The organism is Ruegeria sp. CG1 (genome assembly GCF_056537265.1).
Genome location: NZ_JBQFRF010000003.1, coordinates 86,704 through 103,310, shown reverse-complemented (window position 1 = coordinate 103,310; position 16,607 = coordinate 86,704). Strand labels below are relative to the sequence as shown.

Annotated in this window: 12 protein-coding genes and 1 pseudogene; 10 read left to right on the top strand and 3 right to left on the bottom strand. The window is 49.0% G+C overall.

Going from position 1 to position 16,607, the window contains the following annotated elements; genetic code table 11:
- Positions 1 to 48 precede the first annotated feature (48 nt).
- The 6 genes from ACR0AU_RS10035 to ACR0AU_RS10010 are packed head-to-tail and all read left to right on the top strand — an operon-like array spanning position 49 to position 7,916.
- A complete protein-coding gene (locus ACR0AU_RS10035; RefSeq protein ID WP_480592791.1) occupies positions 49 to 1,974 on the top strand; it encodes a hypothetical protein in 1,926 nt (641 codons plus the stop codon).
- A gap of 24 nt (positions 1,975 to 1,998) precedes the next feature.
- Positions 1,999 to 3,084, top strand: a complete 1,086-nt coding sequence (locus ACR0AU_RS10030; RefSeq protein WP_170733048.1) for a glycosyltransferase — start codon at positions 1,999 to 2,001, stop codon at positions 3,082 to 3,084.
- Between the two features lie 6 nt (positions 3,085 to 3,090).
- The gene (gene asnB / locus ACR0AU_RS10025) at positions 3,091 to 5,001 is read left to right on the top strand and encodes an asparagine synthase (glutamine-hydrolyzing) (protein WP_170733049.1); all 1,911 of its coding nucleotides are present in this window, start codon (positions 3,091 to 3,093) and stop codon (positions 4,999 to 5,001) included.
- A 44-nt stretch (positions 5,002 to 5,045) separates the two neighbouring features.
- Entirely contained in the window at positions 5,046 to 5,897 is an 852-nt protein-coding gene (locus ACR0AU_RS10020) for a class I SAM-dependent methyltransferase (protein WP_170802033.1), read from the top strand.
- Between the two features lie 55 nt (positions 5,898 to 5,952).
- Positions 5,953 to 6,912: a lysylphosphatidylglycerol synthase transmembrane domain-containing protein gene (locus tag ACR0AU_RS10015; protein WP_480795636.1), complete on the top strand. Its 960-nt coding sequence runs from the start codon at positions 5,953 to 5,955 to the stop codon at positions 6,910 to 6,912.
- Complete coding sequence (locus tag ACR0AU_RS10010; protein ID WP_170733052.1) at positions 6,909 to 7,916, top strand: GNAT family N-acetyltransferase; 1,008 nt, start codon at positions 6,909 to 6,911, stop codon at positions 7,914 to 7,916. The genes ACR0AU_RS10015 and ACR0AU_RS10010 overlap by 4 nt, the downstream gene beginning before the upstream one ends.
- Before the next feature lie 7 nt (positions 7,917 to 7,923).
- On the opposite strand, the gene ACR0AU_RS10005 is transcribed toward ACR0AU_RS10010, so the two are convergent.
- Together ACR0AU_RS10005 and ACR0AU_RS10000 are read right to left on the bottom strand one after the other, a co-directional pair.
- Positions 7,924 to 9,255: a formyltransferase family protein gene (locus ACR0AU_RS10005; RefSeq protein WP_480795635.1), complete on the bottom strand. Its 1,332-nt coding sequence runs from the start codon at positions 9,253 to 9,255 to the stop codon at positions 7,924 to 7,926.
- Positions 9,256 to 9,463: 208 nt separating this feature from the next.
- A complete protein-coding gene (locus ACR0AU_RS10000) occupies positions 9,464 to 10,246 on the bottom strand; it encodes a class I SAM-dependent methyltransferase (protein ID WP_170733054.1) in 783 nt (260 codons plus the stop codon).
- 539 nt (positions 10,247 to 10,785) lie between these two features.
- On the opposite strand from ACR0AU_RS10000, the gene ACR0AU_RS09995 reads away from it, so the two are divergent.
- From ACR0AU_RS09995 to ACR0AU_RS09980, 4 genes are all read left to right on the top strand, one after another.
- Positions 10,786 to 11,430 (top strand): PIG-L deacetylase family protein, encoded by a 645-nt coding sequence (locus ACR0AU_RS09995; RefSeq protein ID WP_170733055.1) that lies wholly within the window; start codon positions 10,786 to 10,788, stop codon positions 11,428 to 11,430.
- A 3-nt stretch (positions 11,431 to 11,433) separates the two neighbouring features.
- Positions 11,434 to 12,372: a UDP-3-O-(3-hydroxymyristoyl)glucosamine N-acyltransferase gene (locus tag ACR0AU_RS09990; protein WP_170733056.1), complete on the top strand. Its 939-nt coding sequence runs from the start codon at positions 11,434 to 11,436 to the stop codon at positions 12,370 to 12,372.
- A 120-nt stretch (positions 12,373 to 12,492) separates the two neighbouring features.
- On the top strand, positions 12,493 to 13,887 hold the full coding sequence (gene sauS, locus ACR0AU_RS09985) for an acylating sulfoacetaldehyde dehydrogenase (RefSeq protein WP_170733057.1): 1,395 nt from the start codon (positions 12,493 to 12,495) through the stop codon (positions 13,885 to 13,887).
- Positions 13,888 to 14,183: 296 nt separating this feature from the next.
- The gene (locus tag ACR0AU_RS09980) at positions 14,184 to 15,686 is read left to right on the top strand and encodes a glycosyltransferase family 4 protein (RefSeq protein ID WP_480592779.1); all 1,503 of its coding nucleotides are present in this window, start codon (positions 14,184 to 14,186) and stop codon (positions 15,684 to 15,686) included.
- Positions 15,687 to 15,841: 155 nt separating this feature from the next.
- On the opposite strand, the pseudogene ACR0AU_RS09975 reads toward ACR0AU_RS09980, so the two are convergent.
- Positions 15,842 to 16,364, bottom strand: a pseudogene (locus tag ACR0AU_RS09975) (transposase family protein); the annotation flags it as partial.
- Between the last annotated feature and the right edge of the window lie 243 nt (positions 16,365 to 16,607).

Sequence of the window (16,607 nt, the reverse complement as noted above, 5' to 3'; positions counted from 1 at the left end):
TGGCAAATCCTAATGCAACGTCATGAGTTCGCGGTTATATGGCTGTGTATGACCGCTCTGGCGGTATTCGCTTACCTTGGGCACACCTATTTCCTTGAACTAGACCTCGTTGTAGCTTGGGGTGGGTTCTCGGCCGTGGATTTCGCGAATTCGGTACTTTACCCTGAGAACTTCTCTAAGGACTACCCTGGTGGTGCCGCCTTTATCGGCAATTCACTGCTTGTTTGGATTTATCCCTTTGTCGCTAGCTATCTAGGCATTCAGCCTATCGTCGCTATGTACATGATGATCGCTTGCGAAGTCGTGCTATTGATCGCTGGCGCTGTTTTGATCCTGAGAACACTTTTACCGCAAACGCTTCCGTACAGTTTTGTTCTGCTTGCCATCCTTTTTTTAGCAAGTAGCGCCCGCCAGATTGATCTTGCAAGATTTGGCACACCATTCTTGGTCGGGCAATTCTACGTTTTTGCCGACATGCTGCGACTAGCGGCGCTTTGCGCGCTTTTGACCCATAGATATGTGTTGATGGCGGTCCTTCTGATGGCCGGCTTTACCATCCATCCGTCCATGACAGCGCTGACCCTTCCGGTTCTGTTTTTTGCTTTCCTGATTGACAAGTCCGAGTTGAAACGGCCGACACCGTGGATCGCGGCTGTTGTATCCGTCACATTTTCTGCGATCTGGTTTTTTGAATTCATCGCGTCACAATCACTGACGGGGCCAGAAATACCTGAATTTGAGTATATCGAGTTTAGTCGCCTCTTCAACTTTCATTGGTATCTGTCCGATTTGGGCATGATTCTACCAAACCCGGACAGGGTGCTTCTGCCCTTCATGGGGCTTGTTTTGGTAGGTGTCGAGGCATTGAGGCGCACGCCCGAACTGGGTGATCTGCGCCGCAAGCAGATCCTGGTGATGATTTCCGTAATTTGTATCGTTAGTTTGTTTGGCTTGCTGGCAGCCGAACATAAGTGGAGTGTAAAACTACTAAAGATATCACCTCAGCGACTAAGTGCATTTGGTGCGCTGCTTTTACTACCGATCATAGTTCATCGTCTGTTTCGCGATTTGCTGGGCGGCAATTATGGGTATGTTTTGATTGGCATTGCTTTTCTCGCGACAGCGCTGTTTCAGAAATATCCATATTCAATCGTGCTTGCGCTTCTCTATGCCAGTCCGGTCATCGGTGCCATTGTGCACCGACCTAAGTTGTGGTCCTACGAAACGGCGGTTGTCCTGTTTGCCTTACCCCCAGCCTTACTGCTGGCCCTTCACTTTCATGCGGGATATCAATTGTCGTTTGCTAGATATTTCGGTACGCCATGGCTCTTTGCTTTATCCTTAGTTGGGGTTGCATTAATCCTCATTCAATCAGCTACCTCAATTAAGCTGTGGCATTTGCCGAATTGGCTGGCGCGGCTGACCGCGCTCAGCATTCTGCTAATCAGCATGATTCTGTCTTATCTATGGATCACTGAACGCTACACGCTAACAGAAAACCGTCGCACCACGGCATCGGAATACAAAGAAGTACAACTATGGGCGCAGAGCAACTCTGACCCAACCGATCTATTCATGACCGATCCCTGTATTTCATATGGTTGGCGTGATTTCTCGCAGCGCAGCTCTTGGGGTAGCATTCAAGAATTCCTCAAGAATGGATGGCTCTACTCAGGGAATTTGAACAATTTCGACGAAGGGTTGGCGCGTGCTAAAAGGATCGGTATCGATAGTCGCAAAATGTTGCAGGAGGATCCATCAAGTATCCGACGGAACTTTCGAAATGTCTGTAGTATTGCACGCAGGATATACTACGCGCAGGACCTAGACTGGATGACCAACATGGTCCGTGACTATGAAATCGATTATTTTGTATACCTAAAAGAACACGCCGTGGATGGTCCGCGCTATACACCAGTATTCGAGAATGATACCTTTTTCGTTCTCGACGTGGCCAGCCTAAATGCATCCTAATTCCGACTTGCTGAAAGACCCCATATGACATACGCAGATATGCCGCAGGACTTTGCTACTCCTGAGTTGTCACTTCTTGTCCCCGCATTTAACGAGAGCGAGATCATCCTTCGAAATCTAACAGAACTTCGGGACTGGCTTAAGAAGAATATGCCAGATCTCGACTACGAGATTCTGGTCGTCGACGACGGGTCAACTGATGGCATGGGTGATCTTGTTGATAGCTATGCACAAGAGCACGCTCGAGTTCGGGTCACACATCACAAACGCAACATGGGGCGCGGAAAAGCTATTCGGACCGGTTTTGATGAATCTTTAGGGAAGGTTGTGATCTGTCTTGATGCCGACCTTTCTTACGCCCCGTCACACATTCCTGCATTACTTGAGCCATTGCAGAATGGCACTGCAGATATCTCTTTGGCCTCGGCGTATGCGCCCGGTGGTGGTGTCGAGAATGTGCCAACTTCGCGCGCATTGATGTCAAAATGGGGAAACAAAATTCTGTCGGCCAGCCTCAATGGGCAATTTGCAACCGTGACCTGCGTCGTACGCGGCTATACGCGCGAGGCCATCAATGCTATGGAGTTAATTAATGATGGCAAAGACTTACACCTAGAGATCCTACAAAAAGCGCGATTAGGCAACCTGAAGATTGTCGAGGTTCCCGCCTTGCTGAAATGGCGCGATCGGGATCGTGGAAAAGCCGCTAAAAAAGGCTTTATTGCATCGTTACCTTTTGTTTCGATGTCCAGCACGATGGCGTCACACTTGGTCTATAACTGGCTGCTGCGACCGGGACTGATTTTGTTTGTACCCACGGTGCTCCTTTCAAGCGTCATCTTTGTTGGCTTGGTGATCCTTCTCAAGAACTTTCTAACTATCTACATCTGGGGCGGAATGGGAGTTGAGGCATTTTCCTTCTACGAATCGCTCCGCGAAACGTTGATCAACGGGTACCTTACCTTGTTCTTAGTATTCATTTCATCGGTGATACTTTTTATCTTCATGGTGTTTTATTTCATTTCTCAACAAAATCGGAAGAATTTTGAAGAGAACTATGTCCTGCTATCCCGGATCAGCGCTCGTCTCAAAGACCTAGAAGATAAGTAACAGGATATGTGCGGGATTTGTGGTATTCTAGATTTTGCTCGTGGGACACCCGAGAACCGTGAAACTCGGGTTGATGGAATGATGGCACGCCTGCGGCATCGTGGACCCGATGGACAGGCAATGTGGTCGGATAACGATATTACTCTCGGACATACGCGCCTTGCGATTGTCGATCTGACCGATGCGGGAAGCCAACCAATGCACAGCACCGACGGCACCTTGAGCAGTGTCGTCAATGGAGAGATTTACAACTACCCTGAATTACGTCGCGAATTGCAAGCGCTTGGTCATGTGTTTCACTCCGATTGCGATAGCGAAGTTATTCTGCCCCTATTCAAACAGTATGGAACGGATGCCTTCTCTAAGTTAAACGGAATGTTCGCGATCGCCATCTGGGAGCCTGCCCGAAAACGTCTCATCCTTGCTCGTGACCGGATGGGTATCAAACCGGTATACTATTACAGCACCCGGTTGGGCGAGTTTCTGTTCGCATCTGAAATCAAGGCCCTCTTTGGCGCTATCGATGCCCGAGAATGGCCAATTGATCCAACAGGACTTTCTCAATACCTGACCTACCAGAACCAGTTCGGTTCAACGACGCTTTTTCAGGATGTCAAGCTTCTTGAGCCTGGCTGTTTTCTCGAAGTCTCTGAAGATCACGTAACGCAGACACACTATTGGGAGCTCTGCGTTACTCCAAACAACGAAATTGACTTCGTGCAAGCTTCCATGGGCTTTCAAAATACCTTAAAGGGAAGTGTACAGCGACACCTGATGAGCGACGTGGGGGTTGCCAGTTATCTCAGTGCAGGGTTTGACAGTTCGGCAGTAGCCAGTTCCGCAGCCGCGCTATTGCCGACCCCACCACTGACTTTTACCGGGCGTTTCCCCGAAGGTGGATGGTACGATGAGATGTCAGGGGCCGCGCTTGTTGCTGACAGTATTAACGCCCCGCATCAAGGTGTGGATATCACTCCAGATTGTGCGATGGCAGAGATGGATAATCTGGCTTATGCACTTGACGCTCCCCAAATGGGTATGGGTGCACTTCCGCAGTATTTGGTTGCACAAGCTGCTGCGCAAAAATGCAAGGTGATCCTTACCGGACATGGAGGTGACGAACTCTTTTCCGGCTACCCTGTCTTCAAGTTTGCCGCGGTGCTATCCGGTTTCCGCCGCAGCTTAAGGAAGACTTGGTTTGCGCTGCGCTCGATCCGTATGTCCGAGCTCCCACACATTGGCTACTTTACGCTTTCGATGCTGCGCGGAGGAGAAGGGCGCTATTTGCTTCCGGTTTTGTTTTCACGCAAACATCAGGCTCGCGTTTTGCAGCCCAATGCCTGGAACGCCTTGGAGCCCCATGACCCGGCGTCCAAGTTGAAGGAGGTCAACGCTAAAGCACACAGTTTGTACGAACAGCTAATTTACACCTATTTCAAGATATACCTGCCGGGTTTATTGGTGGTGGAAGATAAGATTTCGATGGCGCATGCGCTCGAGTCTCGAACTCCAATGCTCGACAATAAGATGATTGCTCTTTCGCTTTCGATTCCATCCGACGTCAAATTGACAGGCGGAGAATTGAAGGCAATCATCAAAGGTGGTGCCCGCGACCTTTTACCCAGTGAGCTATACCAATTGCCCAAGCGTGGATTCCCAACACCATTGCGCAATTGGCTGCGAGGGCCGATGCAATCTTGGATGACCAAGCGCCTAACTGCAAAAGACAGCCCTCTGCAACGGCTATTCAGGCCAGAGTACCTTGAGGCTGTGGTTCATGATTACCAAAGAAGTCTGAAGCGGAAATTTCGCCCGCTGGACGAGTTGCCCAGCCACCGAATTTGGATGCTACTTAGCCTTGAAGCATGGTTGCGCCAGGTGGAAGAGACGTGGCATATGCGCCTTGATATCAAGTAAGTCCGGAACCAAAACCAATATTCAATGGTTCAATTGGAGGCATCATGGAAATGAGTCAGAATAAAACCATCGATGACGTCCGCGATTTTTGGGAAGCAAATCCCTTGTTCACCGGTGAATCCGAACATGAGCCTGCGACGAAGGCTTTTTTTGATCACCATCGTCAGGTCGTGATTGATGATTGCTTTGCCGGTGCTTTGCCCGATCATTTATTCCCAAGCCCGCAGACGAATGAGCACGTTCTGGACCTAGGCTGTGGTCCCGGCATGTGGTCTGTAGAACTGCAAAATAGGGGTGCCAAACACGTCAGTTCGGCGGATTTGACCGAACAGGCGGTACAATTGGTAAAAAAACGCGCTGAAATTTATGGTTTGACAGTCGAGGCGAGCCAGCAAAACGCGGAAAAGCTTACATACCCCGACGCGAGTTTTACCCATGTGAATTGTCAGGGAGTAATCCATCACACGCCCGATACAGAATCTTGCGTGCGAGAGATCGCTCGTGTCCTTGAACCTGGCGGCACCGCGATGATCTCGGTCTACTACCGAAATCTGTTTATCCGGATGTGGCCGATTTTGCGATATGGCGGATGGATCGTCAGTAAGCTGGGCGGTGGTCTCAAAGGACGTGGGCGCGAAGACATAATGAACAACTCTGATGTTGACGAAATTGTCCGGCTTTATGACGGCGCCGAGAACCCCATAGGAAAATCCTATTCGAAACAGCAATTTGTCGATTTGCTGTCTCCATATTTTGAAATTGACCAGATCTTCTATCACTTCTTTCCGGCTCGGGCGCTACCTTTCCCGATACCTCTTGGCTTACACAAGTTTCTCGATAAGCACGCAGGCTTCATGATTTACGCTCGTCTGACAAAGCGCGATGCCTCACAATAGATTCGTAACGAAAGCACCCAAAAACCGGCCAGTCCTTCGCATTAGCATCGCACTATTGCTGCTTGGTTTGTTGATCATCTGGGCAACTCGGACACTCTGGCAGGAAGACTACACCATTGTTCCGATCAGAGGTTTTATCTTGTCGGTCCTCGTCAGCGGGGTGTCGCTGATAAGCGCTGCGTGGCGAATGCAAGTGCTTAGCGAAGGGCGCGTAAGCCTTGCCACCGGGAGCAAATCCATAGCGCTTGTTGCCTCACTTTTAATTGTCTTTCCAAGCAGATTATCAGACCTCGTCAAGCCCGTGTATCTGCTTGAGCGTGCCTCTCTTGAGCTATCCAAGGGATTCTCTATCCTATTTTATGAGCGCGCTCTCGACGTTTTTGTCCTTCTCGGAATGCTGGCTATACTGATCTTTGCTCAAGGAGCCGCCCGAGACGAGGCACTGATCGGGAGCACCACCTTGCTTTCCGCGCTGGCCGTGACCCTTGTGCTTGTGTTTTCACTACTGATATTTGCGCCAAACGCATTGGTTCGCGCCGTTCAAAATTTGCCCTTTGACGGATTGAAACGGATGACCATTCAGTTCCTGTACGCTTTGACCAACTCTACCCCTGTTCTTACGAAGGCGGGCGTTTTATCTGTCATCGTCTGGGCCAATTCCTACCTTATTTTCTATGTTTACCTCGTGCATTTGAACACTGAAGGAACAACTGCTCAGATCGGCGCATTGGCGGTACTGTTGGTTTTCATAGCCGGAGCGCTGGGTCTATTTGTAACGGTGACTCCTGGTGGAATTGGAACTTATGAGTTTGCTATTGCTCTCGCCTTGAGCACATACGGAATCCCCGTCGTCGAGGGTTTGGTGCACGGCTTGATGCTGAGATTGATCGTGCTAGTGCCAAATATCTTATTGCTTCTGTACATTCTGGTATTTGATGGGTTCAACTTCCGGGATCTCTATCAGAGAATTTGGCAGATTCACGGCAAACGGCATAAAACGGAAGACACCCAATGAGTCTGGTTGAATTCTTCACAGAAGCACAAGCCGGCTCCTATATGAATGCCCGCGAATTTGTGTCGGTGCTGGAGCACGTTTATAAAATCAAACCGCTCCATCAATCGGTAATGAGCGAAACCGGTATTACCGGGGTTCCGGCCTTTGCAAGCCATTCGTTTTTTTCCGGTCATAAAATTACAAGTGCACCTTTCAATTTCTATCCACCGCTCACAGGGGAAGGTTCACAACAGGCCGCAGTGAAACACTTGATTTCTTTGGCCAAAACCAAAGGCCCGCGCTGTTATGCTGAATACAAGACGCTAGATCGGTTGGATGGAGATGTAGTTAATCAGCATGAGCTAGCGGAAACCATCTTTTCAATTGTCAGCGAAGTGCCGCTGTCTTCCACGATTGAAAAACAGCGGCAAAGCTACAAAAAACGTCATCGTACGAAGGTGAACAAAGCTCGGAGAGAACTAGCCGAGTTAGAGATCGGTACCAGTCGAGATCCGAATGATCTGAACGAATGGTACGATTTGATGTTACAGTTATACCGGAATAAGCACCGGATGATTTGCCAGCCTCTTTCGCTGTATCAGCGTCTTCTTGAGATTGAGAGTCATAGTACACTGTTATTGGCGCGAGAAAATTCGCGAGTGGTCGGCGGGGTGTTCTTGCTACATGACAGCCAGCGATGGGATTATTGCTGGGGAGCAATGCGGGCAGACTTTGACCAGCGTGATTTAGCATCACTCATACTGGATCATGCGATTTCTCTGGCCATTGAAGCTGAAGCGCAAACATTCGGCTTTGGTTCCTCAGCACCTAGTGATGCACCACTTCTGTTTTTCAAACAACGTTGGGGCTGTATCGAAAGCCCCGCCTATGCCTATTATTGGCAACATACGCCTAAGCCGATAGACTTGAATTCTAGCTTTTCTCTGGCCCGCCAAGTAATTGCGCATAGCCCAATATGGCTTTTGAAAGCCGCACCGCCTGTCCTAGTGCCTCATTTAACATAAAATACGCCTAGCGGTGCTTTTTCTCAAATACAATCGTGATTTCACGCGACAAAAAGCGAGTTCTCCCGAGTCCACCATAATGGACGGCTTTCACCACAGCTTGCGGAGCGAAAAGCAAAGACAACTCGGCGACTGAATAGCGGCGTGCGAGTTTTGTGCCAGCAATTTCGATATCGCAAAAGTAGTCTTGTCGGCTAATCGCCGACACAAGGGCACCAAGATCCCTCTTCATCAAGCCAAGCAGTCGCAGCGGAAAGAGCTCAAACCACGATGGTTGTCTCAATGTGTTGACAATTAACTGGCCACCCGGCGCCAGCACCCTCAAAATTTCATCCGCCGCCTCGCCCGTGTTATCAAGATGTTGGAACAAACCCACGCAAAGTACAGTAGACATCTGAGCGTCCCCGATAGGCATCGCATCGACGGCCGCCTCTACAAAATGATTTCCGTCACCATCGCTAAGAACTTCTGCACCTGGTCGGACTGGGCACTGTAAGTGGGTAGTTGAAGGCACCAGCTTGCCACCTAAGCTCATTGTTTCCAATGAAAAATCGCAGCCCCAATAATCGCTACCGGTCCAAAAGCTACGATACCGCCCGTCACCACAACCGATGTCCAGGATTTTGGGGCCTGGTCCGCATTCATCAACGATCTGTCGTACAAGCTGATCCCGCGAAGCGATAGTACCAGAGTCCCCCCAGTGCTGACGCTGATAAACATCCTTGTCTTCTTCGGATGCCAAATCCTTAAACGATTTCTGCCAGATTTCAGATGTCTGACAAACTGCATCGGCGCTCAGTGCCGCACTATATCGTGCCTTCGCAGCGATATACTGGCCCTGCCGTGGAAAGGTGTAAGCGCGGCTGCGTGCAGCAACTCCTTTCGTTCCGGTTACGGATCCCTCCAAAACATACTCGACAGCCATTCTTGCGCCTTCCTCAAAGGCGACAACATCAATCTGCCTGAAACACGTCTCCTGTGCGATGAAATCAATATAGCGGGTAGCAATGGTCTCGCCTGTATCTATACCCGCATCAATATGATGAAGCGTCACGCCGGTCATCTTGAAGTTGCGCTCGTATGCAGCCCAGATGTTTCCGGTTCCTCGGTAACGGGGATTTATGCCATTGTGTACATTGATAATCTCACATCCAAACGAATGAAGACGATCAATCAAAGCACCACTCAGAAGGGCGCAGGCATTGGTAATGACCACAGACGGAGCGATACTCTCCAGATAATCGGTGTCGATGTGATCCAGGTCACTAACGGTCTTATGCAGTGTATAGGCTTTTTCGACCGACGCAGGCCCCGGACCAGTTAGACGTAGCCAGAACATGCTTGATACATCGCGTAATCCATAACGTCTGAACCGTTTCCAGAAGAAACTCGCGATGCGCCTTGGACCTATCGTATTCTCAATGAAATGAATAGTGTAGCCTGCCTCAGAGAAAGCTTTTGCATAGATATTTGCAGCTGCTCGGGCCGGCGATCCGTTCCCCGTGATGACGAGAACCGACCTACTCATAGCGGATGCTGCCTTGCAATCATTCGTCATGTCGAGTTTTTGCGACGAAGGAAACTATCAAATTTGTATCGATCAATGGAATACCAAGCGGCCAATATGTCAATTTTTTGAAGTGGAACGACCCGCCAAGAACATCGAGAATATGGTCAGCGAAGTTTGGGTGTTCCCAGCAGATCAGCTTGTCGGGATCGATCGTAGTATTGCGTTTCAACCAACGACGCGAAGTAAAGTATCTTCCAAGGCCCCAGGCAAGCCCGCCTTCAGCTGGAATCGCACCAACAACATGGCCGTCGGGCCGCAAAACACGTCGGTATTCCTCAACGAAACTCTGCAATGGATAGAGGTGCTCGAGAGAATAGAATGTCAGCAGAACATCTGCCACACCAGCCTCTAGAGGTAGCTTATGCGGATTTTGTGGATCGATCAGATGAGTTTCGTAGGAAATTCCCATCTTGCTCAATTGTTCAGCGGCGTTCAGTAGAAACTCTTCGCGTATATCAATCAGAATGTAATGCGAAGGTTTCGTCTTAAAGAACGGCAAATGTGGCGCATAACCGGGCCCGATCTCGATCACAGTTTTTCCGGTGAAATCAAATGTACTTAGAACACGGTAACCCGCGTCGTTGATAGACTTTCCGAGCCCTGATCGCTGGTTGGCCCGATAAAAATCCGCGCACGCTTTCTCCCATTCGTCCCACATTGGATCTTTACGGTCCGAAATCAAACCGAAGCGGTCGCGATCACCGAAGAGGGGAATCTTGACGAAGGGGAGACGGTGACCGACAGCGATAGTTCTTTTCATTGACAAGCCCTTAAAAATCGCATCTTCGTCCAAACCAGATTAGATGGTTTCCTGCCTAGAAATTCAGATGCAATCGCATTTACGTTAATCTCAGCGTGGCATGCAACCTAGTAAAACCATCGCAATGATTTGGCTCGTTACTTGTCATCTATCTGGCAATTGTGGACCTGTCACGAATTGTTGCCGTTCTGATTTCTTGCCTAAGCGACCTTTGGTTGGCAGGCCAATGGGCTTTTCCAGCGCAAGGCTAAGCGGCATTCGAAACAAGCCTTACCACAACATTCAACTGACTCACCAATTGCCGAAGGCAACCTGAAGAGCGCTGTCAACTGTTCGCGCAAATTCAGGTTCGTAGCCCTTGATGAACTGTTTGCGCGCGACTCTCAACGACCCAACCTTATTGATCGGAAATGGTTGCTGGCATCTCTCCAACAAAGTCAGAGGTTTTCTGCTAGACATATTTAATGCCCTATGATTTCTAGCCAGAACGCCGATAACACTTTTTTGATCGAAACCAGAGCGTTGTACCGGAGGGCAACATGAGTCTTTTCAGCGGTGCGAGAGTATTGTTTCTCGCCCCACATACTGACGACGTAGAGCTTGGGTGTGGAGCAACGCTTGCTCGATGCATGGAGGAGTGCGAAACCGTTGATGTCGCAGTGTTTTCCACGGCCGCGCAATCCCTGCCTAGTGGCCTCGACAAGGACCACCTAAAACGTGAGTTTTTTGCTGCTATGGAAACTTATGATATTCCCAAAGAGCGGCTGCACGTATTTGATTATCAAGTAAGGCGCTTGAATTATTCGCGCCAAGATGTTCTCGAAGATCTGGTGCAACTAAGAAGCAAAATCAAACCAAACATAATTTTTACGCCTTCCGGTGGTGACGTTCATCAGGATCATCAAGTTGTTCACAATGAGTCACTGCGCGCATTCAAAACGACCACTATGCTGGGCTACGAGCTACCTTGGAACAACTTCCGCTTTGAGAGCCGGGTTTTTGTCCGGGTTACTGAAGAGCATCTAGCGGCGAAGCAAAGAGCACTACAGTCGTATGAGTCTCAGATTCTGAAGAACCGCAACTATTTTGAATCTGAATTTATTCGGGGGCTTGCTGCAGTTCGTGGCATCCAGCAGGGTGTCAAATACTCAGAAGCGTTTGAATTAATTACTCTAAAGGTTTGATCCGTGCTGTTCCAATCAATAAACTCCGAAGCTCTTTGCTCGTTTCTTACAAAAATGCGGGTAGCCCATAGGATCGTTGGAGACCATCGCGACTTTATAGGCCCTGCTCCGATTGGAAAAAGTGAATCAATAAATCTTACATGGTCGCGCGAGGTATCCGCCGACGTAATCTCTGTTCCGGCAAGTATTTTGATTTTACCCGACGCTAAAGCAAAAGACATAGCAGCTCAGAGCGATAAAACACTAATTTTGGTGGATAATCCACGTGACACCTTTAGAATGATCCTGGTTGGGCTCTACAGCGATGAAATAGCTTTCTCAAAGGGCCTCCACGACGAAACTATGTTTGCTCAAACGTCCGAGAATACCTGGATTGCTCATTCTGCATCTGTCTCAAAAGAAGCAGCAATTGGTGCAGATGTGATTATTCATCCGAATGTGACTGTCTACCCAGGCGTAAGCATAGGCGACAACGTTGAGATTTGTTCTGGTTGCGTCATCGGGGCGCCTGGCTTCGGACATGTACGTCAGCCAAATGGTGCCCTTAAGCCGTTTCCACACCTCGGTGGTGTCGTAATCGGGAACGATGTCTCTATTGGGTCAAACACCTGTGTTGATAGTGGAGGCCTGTCGCCCACAATGATTGGCAATGGGGTTCGCATCGGAAACCTTACTCAGATCGCACATAATGTCGAAATTGACGAAGACTGCTTGATAGGAACTAGGTGCCAGGTCGCCGGTGGCACGAAGATCGGTAGCGGAACTGAAATCTGGGCTGGATCGACGATATCGAACAATCGGCGGATTGGACGCAATTGCAATATCAAGATCGGCAGCATCGTCATTTCGCATCTCCCTGATAACACAGTGGTATCGGGGAACTTTGCAATCTCTCATCAAAGAAATCTCGAAATATACGCAGGCCTTCGTGACTCGAAATAATTTATGGATAGCGGTGCTTAAGATTAGGATAGCTCTAACAGCCTCGTAAATTTGACGATATAGTGTCAATGTTGAACTCCCCTCAATAAGAAGTAACCCGACAAACTCAGGACAAATCGTTTGGCATTTTCAGAGATAGATAAACAGCTGGCCGCAGCTCATGACGCGCAGCAGGAAATTGCAAAATATAGTCAGAACCAGATCGACAACGTTGTGCGAGCACTAGCTTGGGCGATCTATCGACAGGACCATGCGCGCACCCTGGCGGAAATGGCAGTTGCCGATACTGGCCTTGGAAACATTGAGGATAAAATACTAAAGAACCGTCGGAAAACATTTGGAACACTTTGCGACTTACTCGCGACTCCAACAGTTGGAAAGATCTTTGAAGATCCAGAGCGCGGCATAACGGAATGGGTAAAGCCTGTTGGCGTCATCGGTAGCCTAACGCCCTCGACTAACCCTGCAGCAACTCCGGCAAATCAGGCACTCATGGCGGTCAAGGGTGGAAACTCAATCATAATCAGCCCTTCGCCTGCCGGTTTGCGCACTGCTCAAAAACTGAAATCATATTTCGATGACGCATTGCGAGCTATCGGCGCCCCGACTGAATTGTTCCAAGTGCTACATGCACCTATATCATTCGACAAGGCTGACTATCTTGCACGAAATGTCGACCTCCTCCTGGTCACTGGTGACCAGACAAACGTTCGGAGAGGTTACAGCAGTGGCACACCCTGTATAGGCGTCGGCAAAGGCAATGTTCCTGTAATTGTCGATGAGACCGCGGATATTAAAGACGCGGCCGCGAAAATTGTGGCGTCAAAGACTTTCGACAACGCCACATCCTGCAGTTCGGAAAACTCGGTCATTTTGCTCGAAAGTGTTTACGAAACAATGATTTCAGAGTTAGAGACTGCTGGGGGTTACCTCGCGACTCCTACAGAAGTAGGCAGGATTGAGGAAAAGTTGTTTACAAATGGTGCCGTAAACCGTCAAGCCGTAGGGAAAGACATCTCTACCCTTCAGAAACTGTTTGAAATGAAGCTCCCGAATTCAAAGCGCTTCATATTGGTTCCTCAGTCTCAAATCGGAAAAGAAGCTCCTCTTTCCGGAGAAAAGCTTGCACTTGTACTTTCGGTGTACAAAGCGAAAGACTTTGCCGGCGCCATCGATATTTGCAACGATATTCTTGACTACGAGGGTGCCGGACATTCCGTAGGCATTCATACCACTAGAAAAGAACGCTCGGTAGCGCTCGCTGAGAAAGTCGACGTTGCGCGTGTTCTCGTGAACCAGGCTCACACATTCGGTAATGGCGGCGGGATGAATAATGCACTACCATTCACGCTTACCATGGGGTGTGGGACTTGGGGAAAAAATTCCATATCAGAGAATCTTTCGATCAAGCATTTTGTTAACAAAACTGTGCTAGTAGAGACTTACGAAAAGGAAATGCCGAGCCCTGACGAAGCGTTCGGAACCGTCTATGATCCGCAGTTTGACCCCGTTTGATTAGGATGGGGATTATATTTTTCTCTTCCCAAGATATTCCATCTTATGCATTCGCCCATCGGAAATGAGAAGTAACATGGCTGGGATGTTACCGATTCTGCTAGGCTGCGGTGTGCACACCAATGGGTCTATTCGGATTAGGACGAAGAGAAGTTTTTCTGACCATATTAGGGTGATCTCTAGATCCAAATCATAACTTCAGATAGTTTGACGACAGTAAAAAGATTGGCCAATCAGACAAACAAATCCAAAATTCAGCAATTGACCTCACCACATTAAAGCGAGCAAAAACAGCGATGAATATTGTCAATCGGAAGCGCATCGCAATCTTGAATTACAGCGAAGTAACGCAAGATGCGCGTGTTTTTAAACAAGCTCGCGTTCTTGCTGATGCAGGGCATAATGTTCATGTCTTTTGCAACCAGCTTGGAAACCGAGAGAAAAACGAAACGATCTCGAACATCAAGATTAAGCGTTTCCGCTGTTTCGAACGCTCCACTCTGGACAGAGAAATTGTCAACAAACTTCCATTTTTAGAGTACTCGGGAGCAGAAGTAACAAAACGGTTTGACGACTATCTTGAGAAGAAGCGTCAGCTAGAACGCCTTCAGTTTTGCTGCGCACAATCTCCGTTAAACAAATACTATTATAAATCTGCGCGTGGTACCGCTCGAATGCGGCGCAAACTGCATCACAAGGTTATAAGAAGCTTAAACAAAATAGGCATCGGCGCGCCCGGTGTTGCAAGGCAATTTGAACTTATCGCCCAACTTGACCGCGAAAAAAAAGAACTTGCCGCAAGTTGGGAGAGCCTCGGCGCAATTCGGGGGCTGGTATTCATGCAAAACCTGTTACCCGTGCTGGACGACAGTACTTTCGACATAGTTCATGCCCACGATTTGCTAACTTTGCCTGCAGGTGTGGCGCTCGCAAAGCGAGGCAATGGTAAACTTATTTATGACGCTCATGAGTATGAAGCCGAACGTGCCGGACTCCATACAGATGTGCAGGAACTAACGAAGAAACTGGAAGACGATTGCCTGAAGCAAACAGATCATGTGATCACAGTTTCTAAGGGAATTGCTGAACTCTACTCTGAGCGCTTCACAAAGAGTAAGCCTACTTTAATCTATAACTCACCCGACATTGCTCGAAGTGAAACTGACCGAGGCGGAAACCGGCTTCGTGATCTGCTAGATCTGCCAGAAGACGTTCCATTGATCGCTTACATTGGTGGGATCCAACGAGAAAACCGTGGCGTGGACAAACTCGCTGCAGCATTAGTCCACTTACCTGGTTTTCATATTGCAAACCTTGGGCCACGCAAGGAACCCAACGACGCTTGGATTATGGGTATCGCCGAGGAACTGGGCGTTGCTGACCGAATTCACTTGCTGGCGCCCGTTCCTGCCGAAGCAGTACCCTACGTTGTATCAGATGCTACGCTTGCAGCGAGCGCTTCACAAAACATCGGGTTGAGTTATCTACACTCGATGCCGAACAAACTGTTTGAGGCCACATTTGCTAGGCTGCCGGTTTGCGTTCCAGATCGCCCTGATCAAAGGGAATTTGTCAGAGTATTGGGTCATGGCGTCGCTATGGATCAAACCGACCCACTTGCTATCGCCGTAGCCATAAAGAAAGTTGCTGAGAACCGCGAAGCCTATAAACTCACGGATACCTCCCTCGAGATACTTAACAAAGAGTATAGCTGGAACGCGCAGGCGAAACGGTTGTTGGAGCTGTACGAAACACTTTCCGTCGATAGGGATTTTGGGACAAATGGCAACCTGAACTAAAAGCGGGTTGACGCATCTGAACGCTCGGCTCAGGTTGGTGCTTCGCGGCGCAATCCCAGGAAAATGACGCTAGGTGCCGTTACCCATTGACCAACGATCCGGTTCAGGCTGGATGCGAGGTACAATCCGACCGCGTTCAAATGGAAGACTGGTTCGAGCAAAACTATAATCCGACGATAGCAGCCGCGACCAAATTGTCTGGCCGTTCGATCATGATGGCAATCAACCGGTTCTCATCGCACGCGCCATCGGGAGATCCTTTTGGGTCGAACGATGTTGCCCCAGTACTCGGCAGGTTCTGTGCTCAGACACTTTGAATTCGCTACGCACATGTTCAATGCAGGCGCGACGACGAGCGAGTTTTGTAGTTTTCCTTTGCCTCCTCCTTAAGGGTCAGCCTGCCCAGTGTCAGATCAGATACGGCAAGTCTTAGATGCTCGTTCTCCTTCTGGAGCCGCTTCAGTTCCTTCAATTGATCTACACCCATTCCGCATTCGCCGTTGGGCTCGAACCAATGGCGCCTTCAACGGCTCCTTGCCTGCGCCAATGGCAGTAGGTCTGTTAAACAACACCGATTTGTCTGATTGCATCAAGACGGAATATCCCTTGTCCCATCAGCAGCTCAAACTGTCGTAGCTTCAAGACAATCTCTTCCGGCTTTGGTCGCTTATTGGCCATTCTTGGGCATCCGTTCACTAAATATAGTGGTGGACCAGTTCAGTTAAGCAGGCTCAATGATAAGAGCACGACCCAAACCTCACTCTCATCGAAGTGTAGCATCGGCTGTTTTGGGTTCACTGCAGTCATTCTCCGCGGTGATCCTGAACGCAGCTTCAAGCTGCAATTGGCGGGTCTCAGTCAAGGCGGAGCTCGTTAAGATATACTGAGAAGCAGGAGCTTCAAAGGAAGCTGCACATCGTA